Genomic DNA, 25,502 nt, shown 5'->3' on the forward strand with positions numbered 1-25,502 from the left:
TCAGGTTGTACCAATGCTGCATGCAGTGAATACGCAGCATGGTCTCCAGCGGATAGGGCCGTCGGCCATTGCCCGCCTTGGGATAAAACGGCTCGATGACAGCGGTCATATTCTGCCATGGCAGAATCTGCTCCATGCGGGAGAGGAAAATCTCTTTTCGGGTCTGACGGCGCTTAGTGCTGAATTCACTATCGGCGAAGGTGAGTTGATGGCTCATGATGTCCCTCTGGGATGCGCTCCGGATGAATATGATGATCTCATATCAGGAACTTGTTCGCACCTTCCCCAGCGCTGTAACCAGGTGCAGGGATAATGCGGGCCGATATTAACTGCGGCATCGCATAATTCAAACGACACGGCCCATGAGATTCGGGAAATTTTCTCAAACCCGGGCTTAATCCAGTACATCTTTTCAAGAATGGTATACGCCTCAGCGCGCGTTAGTTCTTTCATATCGCCTACGTAATCGTTTGCGCGGGCGGCCGCTTCAGTGATTCCCCAGTGGGTTTCCCCGCCTAGGTCTTTCGGATGATTAACGTAGTCACCTTCAAGGGTGAGGATGCCGTCAAGAATTGGGTTCATCTGTATCTCCTTAATAATTCAGAAAAAGAGGCATTTTTATCCACGAGAGAAGAAGAGGGCCTGGATTTTTTTGCAAAAGAGCATGATAGACAACTCTGGTTTTGTGCTGGTCTCTGAATCTGCCGCTGCAATGGAGATTTGATCGTTAACCTGGATGCCCTTGCGGGGAATAGTAATCAACAGATCATTGATACCGAAAGTTTTGAGATCTTTGCGAATGAGATAGAGGAGCTGCGTCAGGTTGGCATCATTAACATAATTTCCCCGGCTTCCCCACAGCGCTGTAGTCAGTTCCTGCCTGCCAATTACCTCTTCCTGCGCATGTTCAATAATGAAGCTTAAACATCTGGCACGCATTGCGGTCATTCGGATGACTAATGAGTTAGAGACATTTCTTAATTCATATTTCCGCTCATTGAAAATGCAATCGTCATTGATGATGTATGTTTTCACAATCATGTCCTTTTATCCGTGTGTGAGATAGCGTCTCGAATATTAGTAATCAGTTTTTTCTTATTCCATATTTCATTTTTAATATTCATCTTTTTCCTTGCAAGTTTATTGGTTGCATCACAGCTTCTAAGCATTTTTAAATCCTGTTTAACTGATTTTTTAATATTCTTTAAGCCAGGGTAGTATGTTTAAGATATTCATGTTTTTTTAACTTAATGCGCTATATGTTTATTTTGATGTGAGTGATTGTTACCAGATGGACATAATTTAAAGATCAATTTCTCATGTGAGGTTTAGTGATTAGCTATGCCGTCGATAAAAAAGGATTATCTCTTTCGCAGAACAAACTGCTAATTTATTTATATTGAAAAGGAATATATCATGGCTACCAGCAAATTAATTAAGGGTGATACTCTGACTGAAACCAGTAATGCAGCAGATGGTTTTTATCCTGCTACTGAAGACAGTAAGTATAGCTATACGTCTGCCCGCGTGGCGCAACCGGTATATAACGTCTATAAAGCCGAAGCCGCTAAACCGAAAGTGTTTGGTTACTATACAGACTGGTCACAATATGACGGTCGCCTCCAGGGACAGGACACCCCAAATAACCGCGGTCGGGGTTACGACCTCGCTAGCGTTGATCCGCTGGCTTACGACAAAATTATTTTTGGCTTTATTGGTATTGTTGGTGATAAAGGTGAGAAGCAATACACCATCGAAACCGCGGCGGCGCAGACCGGTAAAACCACTCATGAGCCGACTTTCCTCGATCCATGGGGCGATTTCCAGTCTTATGTGAACTGCAACCAGTCGACCAGCGGCTGGGATGTCGACCCAATGACCGTCACCGAACAAACTACTCACGGTATTTTAGGCGGTCTGCGCGATCTGCAGGCGAAAGCAAAACAACTGGGGCATACGCTGGCGCTGTCTATGAGCATTGGCGGCTGGTCCATGAGTAACGCCTTCCATGAAATGGCGAAAACCGATGCGGCGCGTAAAACGTTTGCTGCTGGGGTGGTAAAACTGTTCAAACAGTTTCCGATGTTCAGCGAAGTGGATATTGACTGGGAATACCCGAACAATGCGGGCAATAACAACCCGTTCGGTCCGGAAGATGGCGATAACTATGCGCTGCTTATCAAAGAGCTAAAAAAACAGCTGGATGCAGCGGGCCGCAGCGACGTTAAAATTTCTATCGCCAGCTCCGCCGTCGTTCAGACGCTGGGTTATTCCAACGTCAAAGCGCTGCTGGAGGCCGGTCTATATGGCATCAATGTGATGACCTATGACTTCTTCGGCACCCCATGGGCGGAGACGCTGACTCATCACACCAACCTCTCTCCGCTGACCGCAGGTGGGTGGAGCATTGAAACGGTTGTTGATTATCTGATCGGCGAAGGCTTCCCGGCTGACCGCATCAACGTAGGCTACGCTGGCTATACCCGCAACGGCCGTAACGTCGAGATTGAGAGCTTCTCTCCGCTGAAAGGCACCTACAACCCAGGTGAAGGTACCACTACCGGCTCGTTTGAATCCGGTTGCACCGAATGGTACGACACCATTTATAACTATCTGGATCTGGAAAATCAGAAAGGACGCAACGGCTTCAACGTCTATACCGATAAAGTCGCTAATGCTGATTATCTCTATAACCCGCAGTCAAAACTGTTCATGTCGCTGGATACGCCGCGTACCGTGAAAGCTAAAGGGGAATATGCAGCGAAACGGGGGCTGGGCGGCCTGTTTACCTGGACCATCGACCAGGATAACGGCGTGCTGATAAATGCGGCGCGTGAAGGTCTGGGTTACCAGATGAGTAAAGAAGTCATCAATATGGAGCCGTTCTACTTTGAAGGTATCAACGTCGATCCGGCTGATAATGATGACGATAGCGATAAGGTCAACCATGCGCCAAAAGCGGCGATTGAACTGCTCGTTGTTGGCGGCTCCCGCGTGCAGCTGTCAGGCTCAGGCTCCACGGATGAAGACCATGATGCACTGAGCTTCAGCTGGGGCGTACCGGCAGCGATTGACGTCGCTGATAAAACGGCACAAGTGATTGAGTTTGTAACGCCTGTAGTGACAGTAGCCACCGACTTCCAGTTCACCCTGTTTGTCCGTGACGTTCACAATGAGCCGTCCACTCAGCAGCGCTTTGTACTGACGGTCGTACCTGCGGCAAGCAGCGTTGATCCGGAACCGACTCCTGAGCCGACCCCGGAACCGACTCCTGAGCCAACCCCGGAACCTGATGACTCCACGACGCCGTACCCGCTGTGGGATGCGAATACCGTCTATGGCGCAAACTGGGGCACTTTCGAGATCGTGAGCTGGAAAGGCCACAACTACCAGGTGAACTGGTGGTCTCAGGGCAATCAGCCGGATCTGAACTGCGGCGCGGGTAAGACCTGGACCGACCTCGGCGCATACTCATCTCTTTAACGTTAATATCAGCAGACCCCGGATTTTCCGGGGTCTTCATTTATTCCAGTCCCCATAGCCTGCGCTTATTTTTCTATAAACGCGTTTAAGTTCAGCTGTCTGAACGATTAGCAGGTCAACATATTTATCGTTAATCATCAATACGATGACCGTTATGCACCTCTTCGAATACGGTAAGGAGCTGGGCGCCCGTGGCTACAGCAGCTGCGTCAGTGCAAAAGAGATTCAACAAAACGGTAATATCGTCGTACACCTCGGTGATTGTGCCTTCGATAAAAATAGACGTGCGATCGCCTGTCAGCCGGGGGAGTGACCTTGTCGATCCGCAAGAGGGCCTTGAGGCTATGGGAAACCTGCTCTTGCAGGAGATTGAACCTAAAACGAAGACCGTGCTTTTTGAAGTGACGATGAGCTCCGGTTATTACAAAAATGAGATAAATAATGGCGAAGGCTATCGCTATGACATCACCAGTTTTCGGGTGTACAAAATGGAACTCTACCCATAATTAAGTCCTTCCAGGACGCGATGACAGAAGGTAAGCCAGATATGTTTTAGGCTTTTTGTTTCGCAAAAACCGATCTATTTATCATGTATAATCTAATTTTAACGATGAATTTGGCGGAGTAGGATAGTAATTACGAAGTATTCCCCAGAAAGAGATTATAAAAAGTGAAACATCTGCATCGTTTTTTTACTAGTGATGCCTCCGGGGGCATCATTCTTATCATCGCCGCGGCGCTGGCTATGCTGATGGCTAACGTCGGCCTGACCAGCGGTTGGTATCACGCTTTTCTTGAGACGCCGGTTCAGCTGAAGGTCGGCGCGCTTGAGATCAACAAGAACATGCTGTTGTGGATTAACGACGCGCTGATGGCGGTATTTTTCCTGCTTATCGGTCTGGAAGTAAAGCGCGAAATGAATCAGGGGGCATTGGCCAGCCGTCGCCAGGCGGTGTTTCCGGTGGTCGCGGCGTTGGGCGGAATGGTGGTTCCGGCGCTGGTCTACCTGGCGTTTAACGGCCAGGATTCGATTGCCAGAGAAGGGTGGGCAATTCCGGCCGCCACCGATATTGCCTTCGCGCTGGGCGTACTGGCTCTGCTGGGAAATCGGGTGCCCGCTGCGCTGAAGATTTTCCTGATGGCGCTGGCCATTATCGACGATCTGGGCGCCATTATTATTATTGCGCTGTTCTATACTCACGATCTTTCCGTCATATCACTGGTTGTCGCTGCCGGAGCCATTGTTGTGCTGGCGGGGTTAAATCTGTGCGGCGTACGGCGTACCGGGATCTATATTCTGGTGGGCGCCATACTCTGGACCGCGGTTCTTAAGTCGGGGGTTCACGCAACGCTTGCCGGGGTCATTGTCGGTTTTATGATCCCGCTAAAAGAGCAGAACGGCAAATCGCCGGCGAAGCAGCTTGAGCACGTGCTGCATCCGTGGGTGGCATTCCTGATCCTGCCGCTATTCGCCTTCGCTAACGCGGGCGTTTCTTTGCAAGGCGTCACGTTAGAAGGGCTGACCTCACTGCTGCCGTTGGGTATTATTGCCGGGCTGTTTATCGGCAAGCCGTTGGGTATTAGCGTCTTCTGCTGGCTGGCGCTGAAGCTGAAATGGGCTTCGCTACCCGAAGGGACCACCTGTAGGCAAATTATGGCGGTGGGCATCCTGTGTGGGATTGGCTTCACAATGTCGATCTTTATTGCCACCCTGGCCTTCGGCAGCGTCGACCCCGGATTGATCAACTGGGCCAAGCTTGGCATCCTGATTGGATCGATATTATCGGCCGTCACGGGATACATCATATTGCGTAAGCGCGTAACGGATTCGGGCTACGCGGCTTAACATCTCACGGGGAGCCGGCTACGGCTCTCCTGACATTATCAGGGAGAGAAGCATGTCGCACATCAACTACAATCACCTGTACTACTTCTGGCACGTCTACAAAGAAGGCTCCGTTGTCGGTGCCGCAGAAGCGCTGTTCCTGACGCCGCAGACCATTACCGGGCAAATTAAGGCCCTGGAAGAACGCCTCCAGGGGAAATTGTTCAAGCGCAAAGGAAGAGGGCTGGAGCCTAGCGAATTAGGTGAACTGGTATTCCGCTATGCGGATCGCATGTTTACGCTAAGCCAGGAAATGCTCGATATCGTTAACTATCGTAAAGAGTCGAATCTGCTGTTTGATGTTGGCGTCGCGGACGCGCTGTCGAAACGGTTGGTTAGCGGCGTACTGGATGCCGCCGTCGTCGATAACGAACAGATCCATTTACGCTGTTTCGAGTCGACCCATGAAATGCTGCTTGAGCAGCTAAGCCAGCATAAGCTCGATATGATCATCTCCGACTGTCCCATCGATTCCACCCAGCAGGAAGGGCTATTTTCGGTAAAAATCGGCGAGTGCAGCGTGAGCTTCTGGTGCATGAATCCGCCGCCGGAAAAACCATTCCCGGGCTGCCTGGAAGAACGCCGGCTGCTGATCCCCGGCCGTCGTTCTATGCTAGGGCGCAAGCTGCTGAACTGGTTTAACTCGCAGGGTTTGCAGGTGGAAATTCTGGGCGAGTTTGATGATGCGGCGTTGATGAAGGCCTTTGGCGCGGCGCACAATGCGATTTTTGTCGCACCGACGCTCTATGCGCATGATTTCTATAGCGATAAGTCGATAGTCGAGATCGGACGCATGGACAACGTCATGGAGGAGTATCACGCCATCTTTGCCGAACGAATGATCCAGCATCCGGCGGTGCAGCGTATTTGTCATCGCGACTATTCGGCGCTCTTTACGCCACCTCAGGCATAGGCCAGAACGCTTTCTTGCCGCGCGGGAAAAGGCCGCACCAGTTCATGCGGAAGCATGAGCTGGCTGCGATAACCAGAACGCGAGTCGTGGCGCTTTACGTGATAAACGACAGGCATAAAAAAACCCGCTTTCGCGGGTTTTTTTACAAAGCGACAACAAGCAGGCGATTAAGCCAGTTTGTTGATCTGAGCGGTCAGGTTTGCTTTATGACGCGCAGCTTTGTTTTTGTGGATCAGACCTTTAGCAGCCTGACGGTCCACGATTGGTTGCATTTCGTTAAATGCTTTCAGTGCAGTAGCTTTGTCGCCAGCTTCAATAGCTGCGTATACTTTCTTGATGAAAGTACGCATCATAGAGCGACGGCTAGCGTTGTGCTTGCGGGCCTTTTCAGACTGAACGGCGCGCTTCTTAGCTGATTTGATATTAGCCAAGGTCCAACTCCCAAATGTGTTCTATATGGACAATTCAAAGGCCGAGGAGAATGCCCGTTTAGCCTTCTTTTGTCAATGGATTTGTGCAAATAAGCGTCGTTTAAACCAACAACGCTTTATTACGTAGTGATGGCGCAAGATTCTACCAGCTTGTTGCAGGCGAATACAGCCTTTCGACCATAAAAATCGACGACCCCGGAGAGATTTTCCCGCAATCTCGCGCTGAGTGAATGAATTCCCGGGATCTTTCGGTGAAGAGGTGCAATCGCTGGTTAACGTCGCCAGTTGTACAAGGTATACTCGGACGATTTTCACTGTTTTGAGCCAGACATGAAGCTGATACGCGGCATACATAATCTCAGTCAGGCCCCGCACGGGTGCGTGCTGACCATTGGAAATTTTGACGGCGTGCATCGCGGGCACCAGGCATTATTGCAGCGTTTGCGCGCAGAAGGTCGCCAGCGTGGCTTACCGGTGGTGGTGATGATTTTTGAACCACAGCCGCTTGAGCTTTTTGCCGCCGATAAAGCGCCAGCGCGTTTAACGCGCCTGCGTGAGAAGCTGAATTATCTGGCCGAAAGCGGCGTCGATTACGTACTGTGCGTGCGCTTCGATCGGCGCTTTGCGGCATTGACCGCCCAGGACTTTATCAGCGAACTGCTGGTGCGCCAGCTGGGCGTCCAGTTCCTCGCCGTTGGCGATGATTTCCGCTTTGGCGCCGGTCGCCAGGGGGATTTCTTGTTACTGCAAAAAGCCGGCGTGGAGTTCGGCTTTGACGTCACCAGCACCCAAACCTTCTGTGAAGGCGGCGTGCGCATCAGCAGCACGGCGGTACGTCAGGCGCTGGCGGACGACGATCTGCCCCTCGCGGAGACGCTGCTGGGGCATCCGTTTACCATCTCCGGTCGCGTCGTGCACGGCGATGAGCTCGGGCGCACAATAGGCTTCCCGACGGCGAATTTACCGCTGCGCCGTCAGGTTTCCCCGGTAAAAGGGGTCTATGCGGTAGAAGTGACAGGGCTTGGCGACAAACCTTTTATGGGCGTCGCCAACATTGGTACTCGTCCAACGGTCTCCGGCGTGCGTCAGCAGCTGGAAGTTCATCTCCTGGATGTTGTAATGGACCTCTACGGTCGCCATATAGATGTAATACTGCGTAAAAAAATACGTAACGAGCAGCGATTTGCGTCGCTTGATGAGCTGAAAACGCAAATCGCACGTGATGAGTTAACGGCCCGCGACTTCTTTGGGCTAACCGGCCAGGCATAACCCTGACGGTGTTTATCAAACCGAAATACGGAACCGAGAATCTGATGAGTGACTATAAATCGACCCTGAATTTGCCGGAAACAGGGTTCCCGATGCGCGGCGACCTCGCCAAGCGTGAACCGGGAATGCTGGCGCGTTGGACCGATGATGACCTGTACGGCGTCATTCGTGCAGCCAAAAAAGGCAAAAAAACCTTCATTCTGCATGATGGCCCTCCTTATGCGAATGGCAGCATTCATATTGGTCACTCAGTTAACAAGATTCTGAAAGACATTATCGTTAAGTCCAAAGGGCTGGCGGGCTATGACTCTCCGTACGTACCGGGCTGGGACTGTCACGGTCTGCCGATCGAGCTGAAAGTGGAGCAGGAGTACGGCAAGCCGGGTGAGAAATTCACCGCCGCCGAGTTCCGCGCTAAGTGCCGCGAATACGCCGCCACCCAGGTTGACGGACAGCGTAAAGACTTTATCCGTCTGGGCGTGCTGGGCGACTGGTCGCACCCGTACCTGACCATGGACTTCAAAACCGAAGCCAACATCATCCGCGCGCTGGGTAAAATCATCGGCAACGGCCATCTGCACAAAGGCGCTAAGCCGGTGCACTGGTGCGTAGACTGCCGCTCCGCGCTGGCGGAAGCGGAAGTCGAGTATTACGACAAAACCTCTCCGTCCATCGACGTGGCGTTCCACGCGGCCGATAAAGCGGCGGTGCTGGCGAAATTTGGCGTGGCCGACGTGAACGGCCCGGTTTCTCTGGTTATCTGGACCACCACCCCGTGGACCCTGCCGGCGAACCGCGCCATCTCGCTGTCCCCGGAGTTTGACTATGCGCTGGTGCAGGTTGACGGTCAGGCGCTGATCCTGGCAAAAGACCTGGTCGACAGCGTGATGAAGCGCGCCGGCATTGCTGATTACACCATCCTTGCGGTGGTGAAGGGCGCCGAGCTGGAGCTGATGCGCTTTAAGCATCCGTTCCTCGATTTTGACGTCCCGGCGATCCTGGGCGATCACGTCACGCTGGACGCGGGTACCGGTGCGGTGCATACCGCGCCAGGCCACGGTCCGGATGACTATGTCATCGGTCAAAAATATGGCCTGGAAGTGGCGAACCCGGTTGGCCCGGACGGCGCCTATCTGCCGGGAACCTATCCAACGCTGGACGGCGTAAACGTCTTTAAAGCCAACGATGTTGTCGTTGCGCTGCTGTCAGAAAAAGACGCGCTGCTGCACGTTGAAAAAATGCAGCACAGCTACCCGTGCTGCTGGCGTCACAAAACGCCGATCATCTTCCGCGCCACGCCGCAGTGGTTCGTGAGCATGGATCAAAAAGGTCTGCGCAAACAGTCGCTTTCCGAAATCAAAGGCGTGCAGTGGATCCCGGACTGGGGCCAGGCGCGTATCGAATCGATGGTCGCCAACCGTCCTGACTGGTGTATCTCCCGTCAGCGCACCTGGGGCGTACCGATGTCGCTGTTCGTGCATAAAGAGACGCAAGAGCTGCATCCGCGCACGCTGGAACTGATGGAAGAAGTGGCGAAACGCGTAGAAGTCGACGGCATCCAGGCGTGGTGGGATCTCGATTCCCGCGACATCCTCGGCGCCGACGCGGATAGCTACGAGAAGGTGCCGGATACGCTGGACGTCTGGTTTGACTCCGGCTCGACCCACTCTTCCGTCGTTGACGTGCGTCCGGAGTTCGCCGGTCACGCCGCCGATATGTATCTGGAAGGCTCCGACCAGCACCGCGGCTGGTTTATGTCATCCCTGATGATCTCTACCGCGATGAAGGGCAAAGCGCCTTACCGCCAGGTACTGACCCACGGCTTTACCGTTGATGGCCAGGGCCGCAAGATGTCCAAGTCTATCGGCAACACCGTTTCTCCGCAGGACGTGATGAACAAGCTGGGCGCGGATATTCTGCGCCTGTGGGTGGCTTCCACCGACTACACCGGCGAAATGGCGGTCTCTGACGAGATCCTCAAACGCGCCGCTGACAGCTATCGTCGTATCCGTAACACCGCGCGCTTCCTGCTGGCGAACCTCAACGGTTTCGATCCGGCAAAAGATATGGTGAAACCGGAAGAGATGGTCGTGCTGGACCGCTGGGCAGTAGGCTGCGCGCAAGCGGCGCAGGACGATATCGTCAAAGCCTACGAATCCTATGACTTCCACGAAGTGGTGCAGCGCCTGATGCGCTTCTGCTCTATCGAAATGGGCTCGTTCTGGCTCGATATCATTAAAGATCGCCAGTACACCACCAAGGCTGACAGCATCGCGCGTCGTAGCTGCCAGACCGCGCTGTACCACATTGCCGAGGCGCTGGTGCGCTGGATGGCGCCGATCATGTCCTTCACCGCTGACGAAATCTGGGGTTACCTGCCGGGCGACCGCGAGAAATACGTCTTTACCGGCGAATGGTATACCGGCCTGTTTGGCCTGGACGCTGACGAAGCGATGAACGACGGCTTCTGGGACGCGCTGCTGAAGGTGCGTGGCGAAGTCAACAAGGTTATCGAACAGGCTCGTACGGACAAGCAGGTGGGCGGCTCTCTGGAAGCGGCAGTAACGCTGTACGCCGATGCCGATCTCGCGGCGAAGCTGAACGCGCTGGGCGATGAATTGCGATTTGTCCTGTTGACCTCAGGGGCGAACGTTGCCGATTATGCGCAGGCTCCGGCCGACGCCTGGCAGAGTGAACTGCTCAAAGGTCTGAAAGTCGTGCTGAGCAAAGCCGAAGGTGACAAGTGCCCGCGCTGCTGGCATTACACCACGGATATCGGCAAGGTGGCGGAACACGCGGATATCTGCGGACGCTGTGTCAGCAACATCGCCGGTGACGGCGAAAAACGTAAGTTTGCCTGATGAGTAAACCGATTTGTTCAACGGGGCTACGCTGGCTGTGGGTCGTCGTAGCCGTGCTGATTATCGATTTAGGCAGTAAATTCCTGATCCTCCAGAACTTCGCTCTGGGGGATACGGTATCGCTGTTCCCATCGCTTAATCTGCACTATGCGCGCAACTATGGCGCGGCTTTTAGCTTCCTCGCCGACAGCGGCGGCTGGCAGCGCTGGTTCTTCGCTGGTATCGCTATCGGTATCTGCGTGATCCTTGCGGTGCTGATGTATCGTTCTAAGGCGACACAAAAGCTGAATAATATTGCCTACGCCCTGATTATTGGCGGCGCGCTGGGGAATTTATTCGACAGGCTGTGGCATGGTTTTGTCGTCGATATGATCGATTTCTACGTCGGGAACTGGCACTTCGCCACCTTCAACCTCGCCGATACCGCTATCTGTATCGGCGCGGCGCTGATTGTGCTGGAAGGCTTCTTACCGAACGCGGCTGCGAAGAAACAGGCGTAACAAAACTCGCCCGGCGGCGCTGCCGCCGGGCAAAACAAGTGAGCAACCTGCATGTCTAAATCAGTACAGAGCAATAGTGCGGTGCTGGTGCACTTCACCTTAAAGCTCGACGATGGCTCCACCGCAGAGTCAACCCGCAATAACGGTAAACCCGCGCTCTTTCGCCTGGGCGATACCTCGCTTTCTGAAGGTCTTGAACAGCATCTGCTGGGGCTGAAAGAAGGCGATAAAACCACCTTTTCGCTGGAGCCTGACGCCGCGTTTGGCGTACCGAGCCCGGACCTGATCCAATACTTCTCGCGCCGGGAATTTATCGACGCGGGCGAGCCGGAAGTCGGCGCGATTATGCTCTTTACCGCAATGGATGGCAGCGAAATGCCCGGCGTGATCCGCGAAGTGAACGGCGATTCGATCACCGTTGATTTCAATCATCCGCTGGCCGGGCGTACCGTTCATTTTGATGTTGAAGTGCTGGAGATCGATCCGGCGCTGGAGGGGTAAGATGCAGATTCTGTTGGCTAACCCGCGCGGCTTCTGCGCAGGCGTTGACCGCGCTATCAGCATTGTTGAAAACGCGCTGACGCTATACGGCGCGCCGATCTACGTGCGTCATGAAGTCGTGCACAACCGCTATGTTGTCGACAGCCTGCGTCAACGCGGCGCGATTTTTATCGAGCAGATTAGCGAAGTGCCGGACGGCGCCATCCTGATTTTCTCCGCCCACGGCGTCTCTCAGGCCGTTCGCAACGAGGCGAAAAGCCGCGATCTGACGGTGTTTGACGCCACCTGTCCGCTGGTCACCAAAGTGCATATGGAAGTCGCCCGCGCCAGCCGCCGCGGCGAAGAATCCATTTTGATTGGCCACGCCGGTCACCCGGAAGTCGAAGGCACCATGGGGCAGTACAGCAACCCGCAGGGGGGGATGTACCTGGTGGAATCGCCGGACGATGTCTGGACGCTGGATGTGAAAAACGACGCTAAGCTGTCGTTTATGACCCAGACGACGCTTTCCGTCGACGATACCTCCGACGTGATTGACGCTCTGCGCGAGCGTTTCCCAAAAATCGTCGGGCCGCGTAAAGATGATATCTGCTACGCCACGACTAACCGTCAGGAAGCCGTCCGCGCGCTGGCCGGGCAGGCCGATGTGGTGCTGGTGGTGGGGTCGAAGAACTCTTCGAACTCTAACCGCCTGGCCGAGCTGGCCCAGCGGATGGGAAAAGCGGCCTATCTGATCGACGACGCGACCGATATCCAGGAAGCCTGGGTGAAAGAAGTGGGTTGCGTCGGCGTGACCGCGGGCGCATCGGCGCCGGATATTCTGGTACAGAACGTGATTTCGCGTTTGCAGGAGCTGGGCGGCGGCGAAGCGGTGCCGCTGGAAGGCCGCGAAGAGAACATCGTTTTCGAAGTGCCGAAAGAGCTGCGCGTAGATGTCCGTGAAGTAGAGTAAGTTCTTTTCCGCCGCAGTATGAGAAGATGCCAGACTTAACGTCTGGCATTTTTTATGGAGAAACGATGCGCTTACCTATCATTCTGGATACCGATCCCGGCATTGATGATGCCGCGGCGATTGCCGCCGCGCTATTCGCCCCCGAGCTTGATCTGCAGCTGATGACCACGGTGGCGGGCAACGTGTCGGTGGAGAAAACGACCCGCAACGCCCTTCAGCTTCTGCATTTCTGGAACGCCGATGTTCCCCTGGCCCAGGGCGCGTCGATGCCGCTGGTTCGCCCTCTGCGCGACGCCGCCTCGGTGCACGGCGAGTCCGGGATGGAAGGCTACGATTTCGTTGAACATCATCGCCAGCCGCTGGCGAAACCGGCGTTTCAGGCGATCCGCGACGCGCTGATGCACGCCCCGGAGCCGATGACCCTGGTGGCGATCGGCCCGCTAACCAATATTGCGCTACTGCTGACCCAGTACCCGGAATGTCGCTTTAATATCCGTCGCCTGGTGATCATGGGCGGCTCCGCCGGGCGCGGCAATTTTACGCCGAACGCGGAATTTAACATCGCCATCGACCCGGAAGCGGCGGCTAAAGTGTTCAACAGCGGGCTGGATATCGTCATGTGCGGGCTGGACGTCACTAATCAGGCGATGCTGGCGCCGGATTATCTCGCCACTCTGCCGACGTTGAATCAGACCGGGAAAATGCTGCACGCGCTGTTTAGCCACTACCGTAGCGGCAGCATGAGCAGCGGTCTGCGTATGCACGACCTGTGCGCGATTGCCTGGCTGGTCCGCCCGCAGCTTTTTACCCTTGCACCGTGCTTCGTGGCGGTAGAAACCCAGGGTACATGGACTTCAGGCACCACGGTGGTGGATATCGAAGGTAAACTTGGCCAACCGGCAAATGCGCAGGTGGCGCTGGGGCTGGATGTCGAAGGATTTCAGCGCTGGGCGGCCGAGGTGATTGCCCTGGCGCCTTAACCGGGGGATGAAGCGGCCGGCGTGGCGCTCAGGTATTGTGAGTGGAATCAACGACGTTGCGCCATAGCGCGCCCGCTTCATCCGTCCACATAAGCAGTAAGAGCGAAGCTAATCGTTCTGCCGCCGCGGAGAGAGGTCTGTTCTTTACGCGGATCATACCAAGCGTCCGCCGGATAACCGGCTCCACGAGCGGAACGCTCACGACGGTGCTATTGCCGCTATGGGGCATTGCCAGACAGGGAAGCGCCGAGACGCCCAATCCGGCTTCGACAAGGCCGAGCGAGGTCGACAAATGCCTGACTTCATAAAACCAATCCAGTCGCCAGGGCTTATCCGCCAGGCATTTCTCTATTAACTGTCGGTTGCCGCTTGATTTCCTGACGCCGATTAAGGTCTGGCTCACCAGTTCCCGCCATTCGACTAATTTTCGACACGCCAGAGGATGGTCTTGCCGACAGGCCAGAACAAAAGGTTCATTCACCAGGGGGATAAAATCGATGTCTGGATATGTGATGAAGTTCATGTTTATTCCAAAATCAACTTCGCCTTTTCGTACCGAGTTCATGCACGTTTCTATACCTTGTTCATAAATTCGTACTTTGATGTTGGGGTAGTTTTTATTAAATTGCACGATAGCGCGCGGTAAAAAGTAAAATACGGCAGTCGGAATGCAAGATAGCGTAACGGTATCATGTAATTGAGAAGTTGAATCGTTGAGGTTAAATATTGCCGCATCAAGACTGGAAATCAACGCTTTGGCCTTGGGGAGCAGTATTTTTCCGGCCTGGGTAAGCGCAAGTTTTCGCGTGGTTCGTTCGAACAGCGCAATATTCAGATGACTCTCTATTTTTTTTATCTTTTTGGTGAGAGCCGGCTGCGAGAGGCTGAGCTGCTCGGCGGCTTTGCTAAATGAGCCAAGCTCTGCCACCGTGACAAAGGCTTTCATACCGGATAGTTCATTTTTCATTATTGCTCCGTAGGGTTTAATAAGCGTTGTTCTAAGTAGACGACAAGTCATTATTAAGCAGGCATGCTTTTTTATTAATACTTAGCAGGAATAACTCTTATGGCAAAATTTTATCAACCAGCGAAATTCTTGCAAGTAGAATGCATTGGTAAAATACCTGACGTGATTTATCTGGCCGTTAATTAAGTAAATAAAAACCTTAAAGAACATAAAACCAATTAAATTCACGCGGCGTTTTATTCAATTCTTCTATTTATTTCTGGCGGATAAGGAACATGCTATGAAGAGCATTCCCTGTGTATTAATGCGTGGAGGGACATCAAAAGGTGCCTTTCTATTAGCAGATGATTTGCCTAAGGATATTCAGAAACGTGATGAGTTCTTGTTAACCATAATGGGATCCGGTCACGAGCTGGAGATTGACGGTATTGGCGGAGGGAGCCCACAAACCAGTAAAGTGGCCATTATTAGTCAATCCCTTAGCGACAAAGCGGATATCGATTATCTGTTTGTTCAGGTCATCGTCAATGAACGGCGGGTGGATACGACGCCAAACTGCGGCAATATGCTGTGCGCGGTTGGCGGCTTTGCCATTGAACATGGGTTGGTTAAGGCGGTGTCGCCGGTTACGCGAGTGCGTATAAGAAATGTGAACACCAATACCTTTGTTGACGCTGACGTTCAAACACCAGATGGAAAGGTTATTTATGAAGGCGATACGCAAATCGATGGCGTTCCAGGCCATGCCGCGCCGGTTGCGCTGACTTTTTTGAATGCCGCGGGCGCAAAATCCGGCCAGCTTTTCCCAACGGGCAATCGTATGGAGGTCTTTGATAATGTGCGAGTGACCTGTATTGATATGGCGATGCCTATGGTGGTGATCCCGGCCCAGAGTCTCGGAAAAACAGGATATGAATCTGCCAGCGAATTAGATCGGGATACAGCCTTACTCAAATCGCTGGAATCTATTCGCCGTCAGGCCGGGAAGGCGATGGGGTTTGGGGATGTGAGCACTATGGTTATCCCTAAACCGGTTCTGATTTCACCGGCGCTAAGCGGCGGAACGATAAATGTACGTTATTTTATGCCGCATAACTGTCATAAATCGCTGGCGATTACCGGCGCTATCGGTCTGGCAAGCGCATGCGTTATTCCAGGCACCATTGCGAATGAACTGACGAAGCTATCGGGCGATGGCGTTATTACAGTCGAACACCCCAGCGGGGGGATCGACGTCGATTTAAGTCATACTGCTGAGCGCCCGGAAGATATTCGGGCATCGGTTATACGCACCGCGCGGAAAATCCTTTCAGGAACGGTTTACATCCCCGAATAAATACCCACCCTCCGATTATCTATCAATCCACCGTAGAAGAGGAGAGGGGAGGCATGTGAATACGTTCAACAAGCATCCTCAAATATTGAGTGCAGGTAAGGAATGGAAATGCAAAATAATAAATTATGGAAGCTGCTTGTTATTATAGCAATACCGTTGCTCATCAGTTTATGCCCGGCGCCAGAAGGATTATCAACACTTGCCTGGGTATTATCCGGTATCTATCTGGCAGCGATTGTAGGTTTAGTGATTAAACCGTTTTCTGAACCCGTGGTATTGCTGATCGCCGTTGCGGCATCAATGGTGATTGTGGGAAATTTGGGTGACGGTTCGATAAAAGCCGCCAGCGTATTAAGCGGATATTCATCAGGTACCACCTGGTTAGTTTTTTCTGCATTTACCCTGAGCGCGGCATTTGTGATTACCGGATTGGGTAAAAGAATTGCTTATATTCTTATCGGCAAGATTGGCAGCACGACGTTGGGACTTGGCTATGTTACCGCTTTTCTTGACCTGATTCTGGCGCCCGCCACGCCGTCGAATACGGCCCGCGCCGGCGGCATCGTCTTACCCATAATCAATAGCGTCGCCGTCGCCTTAGGGTCAGAGCCGGAGCGGAGCGCGAAGCGCGTGGGTCATTACCTCATGCTGAACATCTATATGGTCACTAAAACGACCAGCTACATGTTCTTCACCGCCATGGCCGGGAATATCCTTGCGCTGAAAATGATCGAAGATATTTGCCACATAAAATTGAGCTGGGGAGGATGGGCGCTGGCCGCAGGACTACCCGGCATCATTATGTTGCTGCTGACGCCGCTGATTACCTACAAGCTGTATCCGCCAGAATTAAAGCGGGTTGATAATAAAAAGATCGCTCAGACAGGCATAGACGCTTTGGGGCCCATGACGGTGCGGGAGAAGATGCTGTCTTGCCTTTTTGTTCTTGCGCTCGGCGGTTGGGTATTCAGCAGCGCCCTGGGGGTCAATGAGTCTACCGTTGCGATCTGCGTAATGGCGCTGATGCTGGTATTGAAAATCGTGACCTGGGATGACGTGATTAAGAATAAAGGAGGATGGAATACGCTCATCTGGTACGGTGGAATTATTGGTTTAAGCTCATTGCTGTCGAAGGTTGGATTTTTCGTATGGCTAGCAGAGGCGCTTAAAAATAATATTTCCTTTGATGGTCACGGCAATGTCGCTTTTATTGTGATTGTCGCACTGAGCATATTGGTTCGTTATTTCTTCGCGTCAGGGAGTGCTTATATTGTCGCCATGGTACCGGTCTTTGCCATGCTGGCGAATGTTTCTGGCGCACCGATAATGCTCACCGCGCTCGCGCTATTATTCAGCAACTCTTATGGGGGCATGGTAACCCACTACGGCGGTGCGGCAGGGCCAGTTATTTTTGGCGTTGGTTATAATGATATCAAATCATGGTGGATTATTGGTGGGATATTAGCATTGCTGACTTTTATTCTGCAAATCACACTCGGGGTATGGTGGTGGGAGATGTTAATCGCCTGGGGGGTAATTTAAATAACCTTTAAGGAATGAAGGTTTGCCCGGGCATTCTCTGATGCCCGGGGGTAAGTCCTCTTATTAAGAAAACATAGCCTTTTAGCAAGGTGAGGTGCGATATATTTATGTCTCCAGTTACGATTACGTTGTCGCTTTTGGTTTTTTCTATTGTCATGTTTGTTTGGGAAAAAATACCCTTAGCGGTAACGGCTATGATTGTTTGTATTACTCTGGTGGTAACCGGGGTCTTTGATGTCAAAACGGCTTTTGCCGGTTTTATTAATCAAAATGTGATTTTGTTTGTGGCTATGTTTGTGGTTGGCGGCGCCTTATTCGAAACCGGGGTGACGGATAAAATTGGTAGTCTGGTTACGCGCTACGCCAGGACAGAAAAGCAGCTGATAGTCGTCATTATGCTGGTCTGCGGAACGCTTTCCGGTCTGCTATCCAATACCGGCACGGCGGCGGTCCTCATTCCTGTGGTGATTGGCGCAGCGATGAAATCAGGATATGCCCGGTCGCGCTTGCTTATGCCGCTGGCTTTTGCCTCGGCGCTGGGGGGAAATTTATCGCTGATCGGCTCACCCGGGAATCTGATTGCGCAGTCGGCGCTGGAGCAGGTTGGTCAACGTTTTGGTTTTTTTGAATATGCTAAGTTAGGCATTCCGATGCTGGCCTGCGGCATACTCTATTTTGTGACGATCGGCTATCGCATATTGCCAAAAACGAATGTGGCACAGCCTCAAAGTGTTAATAATATTAAAGCGCCAGCGTGCCCGAAATATAAGCAGGTGATTGCGCTATCGGTATTAATCCTGACCGTACTGGGCATGATTTTTGAAAAACAGCTGGGTTTGCCGATTGCGATCGTTGGTTCAATTGGCGCATTGTCGTTGATTGTGACCCGAGTTATTACGGAAAAACAGGCCTACCAGGCCATCGACTCGCAGACGATTTTCCTGTTCGGCGGCACTCTGGCATTAGCCAAGGCGCTGGAAACCACCGGCGCTGGCGCGATCATGGCGCGCTCAATAATAGATTTGCTCGGGCACCAGGCCTCGCCTTTCTTACTTTTAAGCGCCGTATTAATCATCTCCTGTATTTTAACCAATTTTATGTCGAATACGGCAACGGCGGCTTTATTAATGCCGATTGGCCTGTCTATTGCCAATTCGATGGGCGCCGATCCCCGGGCGGTATTAATGGCGATTGTTATCGGCTGTTCATGCGCTTATGCAACGCCAGTGGGAACTCCTGCCAATATGATGATTTTTTCCGCCGGTGGATATAAGTTTGTCGATTATGTAAAAGTTGGTTTGCCGCTTATTTTGATATCGGTAATTGTTAGCTTTATCTTGTTACCCATTTTCTTTCCATTTTATTAATCGCGGCCAGCGATCTTTTAAAACGAAGGGCTAATCGCGCAGGCGTGATTTTTTCTACATCTAAGGATATATGTCATGATTAAGTTATATGACCATGGAGTCTATATCTCGCATCAGCACGGTATTATTTGTGCTGATAATCGTTCAACCGCGGTAGAGGAGAAGAAGGAGGCGCGCAAGAGAACGATCTCATGGTCGATTCTCTCCGCCCATAATACATCTGGGGATGATCATAAGTTAAAAATTAAATTTGATTCAATGGCCTCCCACGATATTACTTTTGTGGGCATCATCCAGACTGCTAAGGCCTCGGGAATGGAACGTTTTCCATTACCCTATGTTCTGACAAATTGCCATAATTCGCTTTGCGCTGTCGGCGGCACTATCAACAGCGACGATCACATATTTGGCTTGTCATCAGCGCAAAAATATGGCGGCATTTATGTCCCGCCCCATATCTCAGTTATTCATCAATATATGCGCGAGATGATGGCCGGCGGTGGGAAAATGATCCTGGGCTCAGACAGCCATACGCGCTATGGCGCTTTAGGGACCATGGCGGTTGGCGAGGGGGGCGGCGAGTTGGTTAAGCAACTGCTCGGAGAGACCTGGGATATTGATTATCCTGAGATTGTCGCCGTGTATTTGACAGGGAAACCCTCGCCCGGCGTTGGTCCTCAGGATATTGCCCTGGCGATAATTGGCGCGGTGTTCGAGCGCGGTTATGTGAAAAATAAAGTTATGGAGTTTGTGGGGCCTGGGGTGGCGACAATGTCTACCGACTTCAGGAATAGCGTAGATGTGATGACCACGGAGACCACCTGTTTATCGTCCATCTGGCAAACGGATGAAGAGACAAAAAACTACCTGCGTATTCACGGCAGGGAACAAGACTATCGTCCGCTCTCAGCAAAAGAGATGGCCTACTATGATGGCTGCATAGAAGTGAATTTAAGCACCATCAAGCCGATGATCGCCTTGCCTTTTCACCCTGCCAACGTATATGAAATTGATACGCTTAATGAGAATTTGCAGGATATTTTGCACGAAGTTGAGATTGCGGCGGATAACATTTCCCAGGGACGCGCCAGGCTCTCCCTGCTGGATAAAGTCGAACATGGAAAGCTGCGGATTCAGCAGGGGATCATCGCCGGCTGCGCTGGTGGAAATTATGTTAACGTGGTCGAAGCGGCACATGCCTTAAAAAACCACTCCTGTGGTGACAACGCTTTCTCTCTGTCGATATATCCCTCCTCCCAACCGGTATTGATGGACCTGACTAAAAAAGGCATGACCAGCGCGCTGTTGAGCGCCGGCGCGATTATGCGCACCGCATTTTGCGGCCCCTGCTTCGGCGCAGGCGATACGCCCATGCACAACGGGTTAAGTATTCGCCACACGACGCGTAATTTTCCAAACCGAGAAGGATCAAAACCCGGGAATGGGCAAATGTCGGCCGTTGCGCTGATGGATGCCCGCTCCATAGCGGCGACGGCTGCCAATGGGGGCGTGCTGACATCGGCTTGCGAACTCGATTGCTGGGAAAATATTCCGCAGTATGAATTTGATGTTTCGCCTTATAAAAATCGTGTTTATCAAGGCTTTATTAAGGGGGCGACGCAACAGTCGCTGATTTATGGTCCGAATATTAAAGACTGGCCGGAGATGAGTGAGCTAACGGACAATATTTTGCTAAACGTGACCTCAAAAATCATGGATCCGGTGACCACCACCGATGAACTGATTCCATCAGGCGAAACCTCATCATTTCGCTCCAATCCGTTAGGGCTGGCTGAGTTTACCCTTTCGCGACGCGATCCGGGCTATGTCGGCCGTAGTAAGAAGATTGCGGCGCTGGAAAAATTACGGATCGAGGGGGACGATCCTTGTCGCATGGATCCGCAGCTAGAGGAGGTTTTTTCCCGGATCCGCCAACTGCCGGGGCAGGAAAATGTCACGCTTGAGCAGACGGAGATTGGCAGCATGGTTTATGCGGTCAAACCCGGCGATGGTTCTGCACGAGAGCAAGCCGCCAGCTGCCAGAGAGTCCTTGGTGGCCTGGCAAATATTGCCCAGCAGTATGCCACGAAGCGCTATCGTACGAACGTGATTAACTGGGGGATGTTGCCATTGCAGATGAAGGCGCTGCCGGAGTTTGAGGTCGGCGACTTCATCTATATCCCGGGGATCAGGTCAGCCCTGGAAACCGATCTGCGTCAGATTACCGCGTTCGTGATCGGCCACGATCGCCCCATTAAAGAGATCTCTCTTTACATGGAGGGGCTCACCTCAGCAGAGCGGGAGATAATTAAGGCGGGAAGCCTGATTAATTATAATAAATTACGCTTAACAACCCACCATCAGTAAACGATACTGGTCATCAAGTTGAATCAACGGGGGTGATATCGCATCCCCGTTTTTATTCATAGCCGCTTATTCCGTGGTTTTCGATCGCTGCGCTAAAGCTGGGCTGCCTGAAGCCGGCTTCATCTTCTCGCTAAGATAATCAATCATCGCCCGCATTCTGGCGGGCATATGCTTATTGCCCGACCACAATAGCCAGAGCTGGCCGGAATAGCGGCTGATAAACTCCCACTCCGGTAAAATCTGCACAATCTCGCCGCGCGCCAGCGCCTCACGGGCGGTAAACAGCGGCAGGCTGCCGATGCCCAGATTCTGCTTCACGGCATCGAGGCGCACGGCGGTATGGTTGGCGGCGTAGCGGCCGTGGGTCTGGATCGTTTCCGTTTTCCCCCCGCGGCGGAACTTCCAGCGCGAATCGGCGGGCGTCTCGCCAAGGCTGATACAGCTATGTTCGCGCAGATCCTGCGGCGTTTGCGGCGTTCCATAGTGCTCCAGATAGCCGGGCGTCGCGCAGATGACGTGGCTGATGGTCATTAACGGTTTACCGTGTAGCCCCGGGGAAGGGGTGTGGGTGATACGCAGCGCCAGATCGATGCCGTCATCAATAAAATCGAGAACCCGATCCTCAAGCCGCAGGCAGACGTCGATCTTCGGGTAGTGGTTAAAAAATTCCAGCATCAACGGGTGAATGGCAAACCGTCCCACGGCTTTCGGCACGCTGAGCGTGAGCTTGCCCTGCGCCACCGCCTGGGTACTGCTGGCGGAGTCCATGGCCAGACGCGCCGACTCCAGCATCTCCAGCGCATGTTCATACACCATTTTCCCGGCATCGCTGAGGCGCAGCTTGCGCGTGGTGCGGTGCAGCAGCTTGCAGCCCATCTCCTGCTCCAGGCGCGAGACGCTGCGGCTGATCGCCGAAGGCGTTGCGCCGGCCTGGCGTGCGACGGCGGAGAAGCTGCCCTGTTCCACAATCTGTACGAACAGGGCGAGGTCGGGCAGTAGGCTCAGATTCATTTGTGCTTCCGGAGCAAAATTGCGTTGATGTCAGGCGGGATTATCGCCACCAGCAATATCAATATACTGTCCTGACAAAGAGGAGGACAGCCATGACTGAACGCCTTTATTACACCAGCGATGCCGCTGAATGCCTTGCGCAAGTCGTCAACTGCCTGAGAGAAGCCGATGGCCGCTGTGCCATTGAGCTGGATCGCACGCTGTTTCACCCGCAGGGCGGCGGGCAGCCGGCGGATCGCGGCTGGATTGCCGGCCTCGCCGTCGAGGGCGTGGTTAGCCGCGGCGATAGCGTGGCGCATATCGTTTCACAGCCGCTGCCGGCCGGCGAGGTCACGATTCGCATCGATCCAGAGAGCCGGCGGCTGCACGCGCGCCTGCACTCCGCCGGGCACGTGCTTGCCCAGGCCGGGGAGCTGTCGGGGTGGCAGCCGATAAAAGGACATCACTGGCCGGGAGAAAGCCGTATTATTTTTGCCCCAGGCGCGCATGGTGGGCTGCCCGAGGCCAGCGCGCTGCTGGAAAAAGTTGAGGCCTGGCAGGCAGACAATTTACCGCGTCAGCTTACTTTTGCCGATGGCCTGCGCAAGGTCGGGTTTGGCGATATGCAGAGCTATCCCTGCGGCGGGACGCACGTGGCCAGCCTGTCCGAACTGGGTAAAGTCGTCATTTCCCAGGTGAAGATGAAAAAAGGGCAAATTATTGTCAGCTACGCGGTGGAATAAGCGAGTGAAAGGAGATGCACACTCAACAGGGCATCTCCTGGTGCTTAAATATGCGCAGGATGTTTACCGTGATAAATCCGCTCGGGTCTGCCGACTTTGCCATAGCTGATTTCAGCCTCAAGGAAATCGTTTTTAACGCCCTGCTCAAGGTAGCGGCGGGCGGTGGTTTTACTACTGCCGAGAATACGGGCCAGGGTGTCTGCGGTATGGACCGTTTCCGGGTCGGCAAAGAGCTGTAATACCCGATTAAAAGTGCTCTCATCAATACCCCGCAGCGGAGAGCCTGCGGCTTCCGCGTGCTCTTTTGCCTGGATATTGAACAGGGCGTCAACATGGGTCTGGCTTGCCTGCTCGCTTGAGCGAAGAGAGCTGCGATAGCGGGCAAAACGCTCAAGCGTATGCTGAAGGCGCTGATAGTGAACGGGTTTAATCAGGTAATCAAAAACGCCCATCCGCAGGGCTTCGCTGATGGTATCCATATGGTTGTCGGCGGTGATGAAAATGATGCGCCCTTTATAATGAGTATTGACGGCGTGGCGGATCAAATCGAGTCCTTTGCCATCGGGTAAGAAGTTATCCAGCAGGGTGAGCTGGGGCTGATAGAGGCGAAGCATCTTTTTTGCGCTTTCCAGTTTATCCGCAATGCCAATGACTTCGAACTGGGGAAATTGCTTGATGGTATCCACCAGAATTTCCGCCAGCATAGGTTCGTCTTCAACGATGAGAGTGGTGATGCTATCCATGGTGTTCATCTCGGGTCAGGGGGATATAAAGGGTAAAAATAGTGCCAAAAGGGATGTTGTCATCGACGACGATATTGCCGCCCGCCTGCTCAACGTAGCTGCGAACCAGCCAGAGTCCGATGCCGTGATCGCCGCTGCCGCTGCTGGTCACGCCGCGCTCAAAAATACGATCGCGCAGCGATTCCTCAATCCCGCAGCCCTGGTCGGCGATCTCGACGATCGCTTCGCCGCCCTCGCTGTTGATCAGGCATTCAATCTGCTTTGAACCTGCCGGCTGACGTAGGGCGGCGTTGTAGGCGTTATCCAGCAAATTGCCGACGATCGAGATCCATTCGTTATGCGACAGCGAAGAGGGGAGAGTTTCAACGTGACAGGCGGGATCGAAGATCAGCTCTAATCCGAGCTCTTTGGCGCGGTAATATTTGCCGATCAGCAGCCCGGCAAGGTGGTTCACTTTAAAATTGCGGGCAATAAAATCGAGCACTTTCTGGTGGCTCTCAGACTGCTGCTGAATAAGATCCAGCGCGTTATCGTAGCGTTTTAAAAACAGCAGCCCGGCAATGGTGGAGATCAGATTGCGATGCTCGTGCTGTACGGCGCGCAGGTTATCCGCGTACTGCTGGACCTGGCTGAGCTGCAGGCTCAGAGTGTTGATATCGTCTTTACTGCGAAAGCTAATGACCCAGCCCTGGGGCTCGTTATTAAGCGTGACGGCCATACGGCTGGCGATCACTTTAATCTGATTAAAAGTAACGATCTCGTCTTTTTTGTTTGTCTGCGGCGCGTCATAGAAGAATGCTTCCTGAGAGATCACGCTGCTGATGCTTTTGCCAATCAGGATAGTTTCCGGCTGGCTCAGGTTTAATAGCCTCCTTGCGGTTTGATTGATGGCGGTAATTCGGTAGTGGGAGTCAATGGCTATCAGCCCCTCAAAGACCGATTCAAACAGGACGCTCTGCTGGATAAGCAGCTGTGAGAGCTGCTGTGGTTCCATATTCAGCATCTGTTTTTTGATATGCAGCGAGAAGCGCCGGGCGCAGTAGAGCAGCAGAAGCAGCATGATCGCCATCGGGATCATCAGCGATCCGATTTGCAGACTCAGCCAGTTTTCTAACTGTTCGATGGTGTAGCCCACCGATACAATTCCGATTACCTTCCCGGTGCTGTCCTGGATCGGCGACTTGCCGCGTAATGACGAACCGAGCGATCCTTTACGCACCGACACGTAGCTTTTGGCGTTATACAGCGCCTCGTCGCTGTCTCCGCCTTCCATCGATTTACCGATTTCCTCTGGATTCACGTGATACAGGCGCCGGCCTTTCGCGTCACCGACGGTGATATAGGTGGCGTCGGAAAACGATCGCATCGGGTCGATAAGTTCTTTAATGCGCGGTAAATCGTGCTTTTCTACCGCGTCAACCAGTTCGGGCATGGCGGAGATCTGCATGGCCTGAATCAGCGCGCGCTGTCCCACCTGGTAATGCAGGCGTTCCTCCGTAATGCTGGTGAGATACCACGACATGGCCAGCATCACGATTGTCGAGGTAAACAGGATCAACAGGAAGATGCGGTTCTGAAACGAACGTCGGGCAAACCAGTGCGTGATTTTTCGGGCAAACATTGGGCGAATTGACATCAAAAGGTCATTTTCTCTTTTTTAGGGGCCGACGGC

21 protein-coding genes and 2 pseudogenes are annotated in these 25,502 nt (G+C 53.0%); 15 read left to right on the forward strand and 8 right to left on the reverse strand.

Annotation, left to right across the window (positions count from 1 at the left end; genetic code table 11):
* The 3 genes and pseudogenes from HMPREF1144_RS26140 to HMPREF1144_RS26150 all read right to left on the reverse strand — a co-directional run.
* On the reverse strand, positions 1-217 hold a 217-nt coding region (locus HMPREF1144_RS26140), incomplete at its 3' end, for an IS5/IS1182 family transposase (protein ID WP_009654563.1).
* A 68-nt stretch (positions 218-285) separates the two neighbouring features.
* Positions 286-582: pseudogene (locus HMPREF1144_RS26145) on the reverse strand (glycosyl hydrolase 108 family protein); the annotation flags it as partial.
* Between the two features lie 36 nt (positions 583-618).
* Positions 619-1,035, reverse strand: coding sequence for a winged helix-turn-helix domain-containing protein (locus HMPREF1144_RS26150; protein WP_009654606.1), 417 nt, complete (start codon positions 1,033-1,035; stop codon positions 619-621).
* Between the two features lie 381 nt (positions 1,036-1,416).
* Between HMPREF1144_RS26150 and HMPREF1144_RS26155 the strand changes: the two genes are divergently transcribed.
* The 4 genes and pseudogenes from HMPREF1144_RS26155 (at position 1,417) to nhaR (ending at position 6,281) form a co-directional block, all read left to right on the forward strand.
* Positions 1,417-3,483 (forward strand): glycosyl hydrolase family 18 protein, encoded by a 2,067-nt coding sequence (locus HMPREF1144_RS26155; protein ID WP_004098475.1) that lies wholly within the window; start codon positions 1,417-1,419, stop codon positions 3,481-3,483.
* Between the two features lie 139 nt (positions 3,484-3,622).
* Positions 3,623-3,989 (forward strand): annotated as a pseudogene (locus tag HMPREF1144_RS32780) (aryl-sulfate sulfotransferase); the annotation flags it as partial.
* Positions 3,990-4,153: 164 nt separating this feature from the next.
* Positions 4,154-5,329 carry a Na+/H+ antiporter NhaA gene (nhaA, locus tag HMPREF1144_RS26165; protein WP_009654547.1) on the forward strand — a complete coding sequence of 392 codons (1,176 nt, stop codon included), beginning with the start codon at positions 4,154-4,156 and terminating at the stop codon, positions 5,327-5,329.
* Positions 5,330-5,381: 52 nt separating this feature from the next.
* Entirely contained in the window at positions 5,382-6,281 is a 900-nt protein-coding gene (gene nhaR / locus HMPREF1144_RS26170) for a transcriptional activator NhaR (RefSeq protein ID WP_004098479.1), read from the forward strand.
* A gap of 167 nt (positions 6,282-6,448) precedes the next feature.
* On the opposite strand, the gene rpsT is transcribed toward nhaR, so the two are convergent.
* Positions 6,449-6,712, reverse strand: coding sequence for a 30S ribosomal protein S20 (rpsT, locus tag HMPREF1144_RS26175; protein ID WP_003018940.1), 264 nt, complete (start codon positions 6,710-6,712; stop codon positions 6,449-6,451).
* A 330-nt stretch (positions 6,713-7,042) separates the two neighbouring features.
* Between rpsT and ribF the strand changes: the two genes are divergently transcribed.
* From ribF to rihC, 6 genes are all read left to right on the forward strand, one after another.
* Positions 7,043-7,981, forward strand: a complete 939-nt coding sequence (gene ribF / locus HMPREF1144_RS26180) for a bifunctional riboflavin kinase/FAD synthetase (protein WP_004098483.1) — start codon at positions 7,043-7,045, stop codon at positions 7,979-7,981.
* Between the two features lie 44 nt (positions 7,982-8,025).
* The gene (ileS, locus tag HMPREF1144_RS26185; protein ID WP_004098484.1) at positions 8,026-10,842 is read left to right on the forward strand and encodes an isoleucine--tRNA ligase; all 2,817 of its coding nucleotides are present in this window, start codon (positions 8,026-8,028) and stop codon (positions 10,840-10,842) included.
* Positions 10,842-11,342 carry a signal peptidase II gene (gene lspA / locus HMPREF1144_RS26190; protein ID WP_004098485.1) on the forward strand — a complete coding sequence of 167 codons (501 nt, stop codon included), beginning with the start codon at positions 10,842-10,844 and terminating at the stop codon, positions 11,340-11,342. Before ileS ends, lspA begins: the two co-directional genes overlap by 1 nt.
* Positions 11,343-11,393: 51 nt before the next feature.
* Entirely contained in the window at positions 11,394-11,843 is a 450-nt protein-coding gene (fkpB, locus tag HMPREF1144_RS26195) for an FKBP-type peptidyl-prolyl cis-trans isomerase (RefSeq protein ID WP_004098486.1), read from the forward strand.
* 1 nt (position 11,844) lies between these two features.
* On the forward strand, positions 11,845-12,795 hold the full coding sequence (gene ispH, locus HMPREF1144_RS26200; protein ID WP_004098487.1) for a 4-hydroxy-3-methylbut-2-enyl diphosphate reductase: 951 nt from the start codon (positions 11,845-11,847) through the stop codon (positions 12,793-12,795).
* Positions 12,796-12,860: 65 nt separating this feature from the next.
* Positions 12,861-13,775 (forward strand): ribonucleoside hydrolase RihC, encoded by a 915-nt coding sequence (rihC, locus tag HMPREF1144_RS26205; RefSeq protein ID WP_004098488.1) that lies wholly within the window; start codon positions 12,861-12,863, stop codon positions 13,773-13,775.
* 28 nt (positions 13,776-13,803) lie between these two features.
* Here rihC and HMPREF1144_RS26210 read toward each other — a convergent pair whose 3' ends face one another.
* Positions 13,804-14,742 carry a LysR family transcriptional regulator gene (locus HMPREF1144_RS26210; protein ID WP_004098489.1) on the reverse strand — a complete coding sequence of 313 codons (939 nt, stop codon included), beginning with the start codon at positions 14,740-14,742 and terminating at the stop codon, positions 13,804-13,806.
* Positions 14,743-15,022: 280 nt separating this feature from the next.
* On the opposite strand from HMPREF1144_RS26210, the gene HMPREF1144_RS26215 reads away from it, so the two are divergent.
* The 4 genes from HMPREF1144_RS26215 (at position 15,023) to HMPREF1144_RS26230 (ending at position 21,354) form a co-directional block, all read left to right on the forward strand.
* The gene (locus HMPREF1144_RS26215; RefSeq protein WP_009654578.1) at positions 15,023-16,078 is read left to right on the forward strand and encodes a 4-oxalomesaconate tautomerase; all 1,056 of its coding nucleotides are present in this window, start codon (positions 15,023-15,025) and stop codon (positions 16,076-16,078) included.
* 108 nt (positions 16,079-16,186) lie between these two features.
* The gene (locus HMPREF1144_RS26220) at positions 16,187-17,620 is read left to right on the forward strand and encodes an anion permease (protein ID WP_004098491.1); all 1,434 of its coding nucleotides are present in this window, start codon (positions 16,187-16,189) and stop codon (positions 17,618-17,620) included.
* A 107-nt stretch (positions 17,621-17,727) separates the two neighbouring features.
* The gene (locus HMPREF1144_RS26225) at positions 17,728-18,987 is read left to right on the forward strand and encodes an SLC13 family permease (protein ID WP_042928566.1); all 1,260 of its coding nucleotides are present in this window, start codon (positions 17,728-17,730) and stop codon (positions 18,985-18,987) included.
* A 75-nt stretch (positions 18,988-19,062) separates the two neighbouring features.
* Positions 19,063-21,354 carry a hydratase gene (locus tag HMPREF1144_RS26230; RefSeq protein ID WP_009654612.1) on the forward strand — a complete coding sequence of 764 codons (2,292 nt, stop codon included), beginning with the start codon at positions 19,063-19,065 and terminating at the stop codon, positions 21,352-21,354.
* A gap of 66 nt (positions 21,355-21,420) precedes the next feature.
* Here the strand turns inward: HMPREF1144_RS26230 and HMPREF1144_RS26235 are convergent, their stop codons facing one another.
* Positions 21,421-22,365: a LysR family transcriptional regulator gene (locus HMPREF1144_RS26235; protein ID WP_009654572.1), complete on the reverse strand. Its 945-nt coding sequence runs from the start codon at positions 22,363-22,365 to the stop codon at positions 21,421-21,423.
* A gap of 92 nt (positions 22,366-22,457) precedes the next feature.
* Here HMPREF1144_RS26235 and HMPREF1144_RS26240 point away from each other — a divergent pair, with 92 nt between their 5' ends.
* Complete coding sequence (locus HMPREF1144_RS26240; RefSeq protein ID WP_009654573.1) at positions 22,458-23,087, forward strand: hypothetical protein; 630 nt, start codon at positions 22,458-22,460, stop codon at positions 23,085-23,087.
* A 44-nt stretch (positions 23,088-23,131) separates the two neighbouring features.
* Here the strand turns inward: HMPREF1144_RS26240 and HMPREF1144_RS26245 are convergent, their stop codons facing one another.
* Together HMPREF1144_RS26245 and HMPREF1144_RS26250 are read right to left on the reverse strand one after the other, a co-directional pair.
* The gene (locus tag HMPREF1144_RS26245; protein ID WP_004098499.1) at positions 23,132-23,830 is read right to left on the reverse strand and encodes a response regulator; all 699 of its coding nucleotides are present in this window, start codon (positions 23,828-23,830) and stop codon (positions 23,132-23,134) included.
* A complete protein-coding gene (locus HMPREF1144_RS26250; protein ID WP_042928570.1) occupies positions 23,823-25,451 on the reverse strand; it encodes a sensor histidine kinase in 1,629 nt (542 codons plus the stop codon). The genes HMPREF1144_RS26245 and HMPREF1144_RS26250 overlap by 8 nt, the downstream gene beginning before the upstream one ends.
* Positions 25,452-25,502: the final 51 nt, after the last annotated feature.

Source organism: Klebsiella sp. OBRC7 (assembly GCF_000293135.1).
Lineage (GTDB): Bacteria > Pseudomonadota > Gammaproteobacteria > Enterobacterales > Enterobacteriaceae > Klebsiella > Klebsiella michiganensis.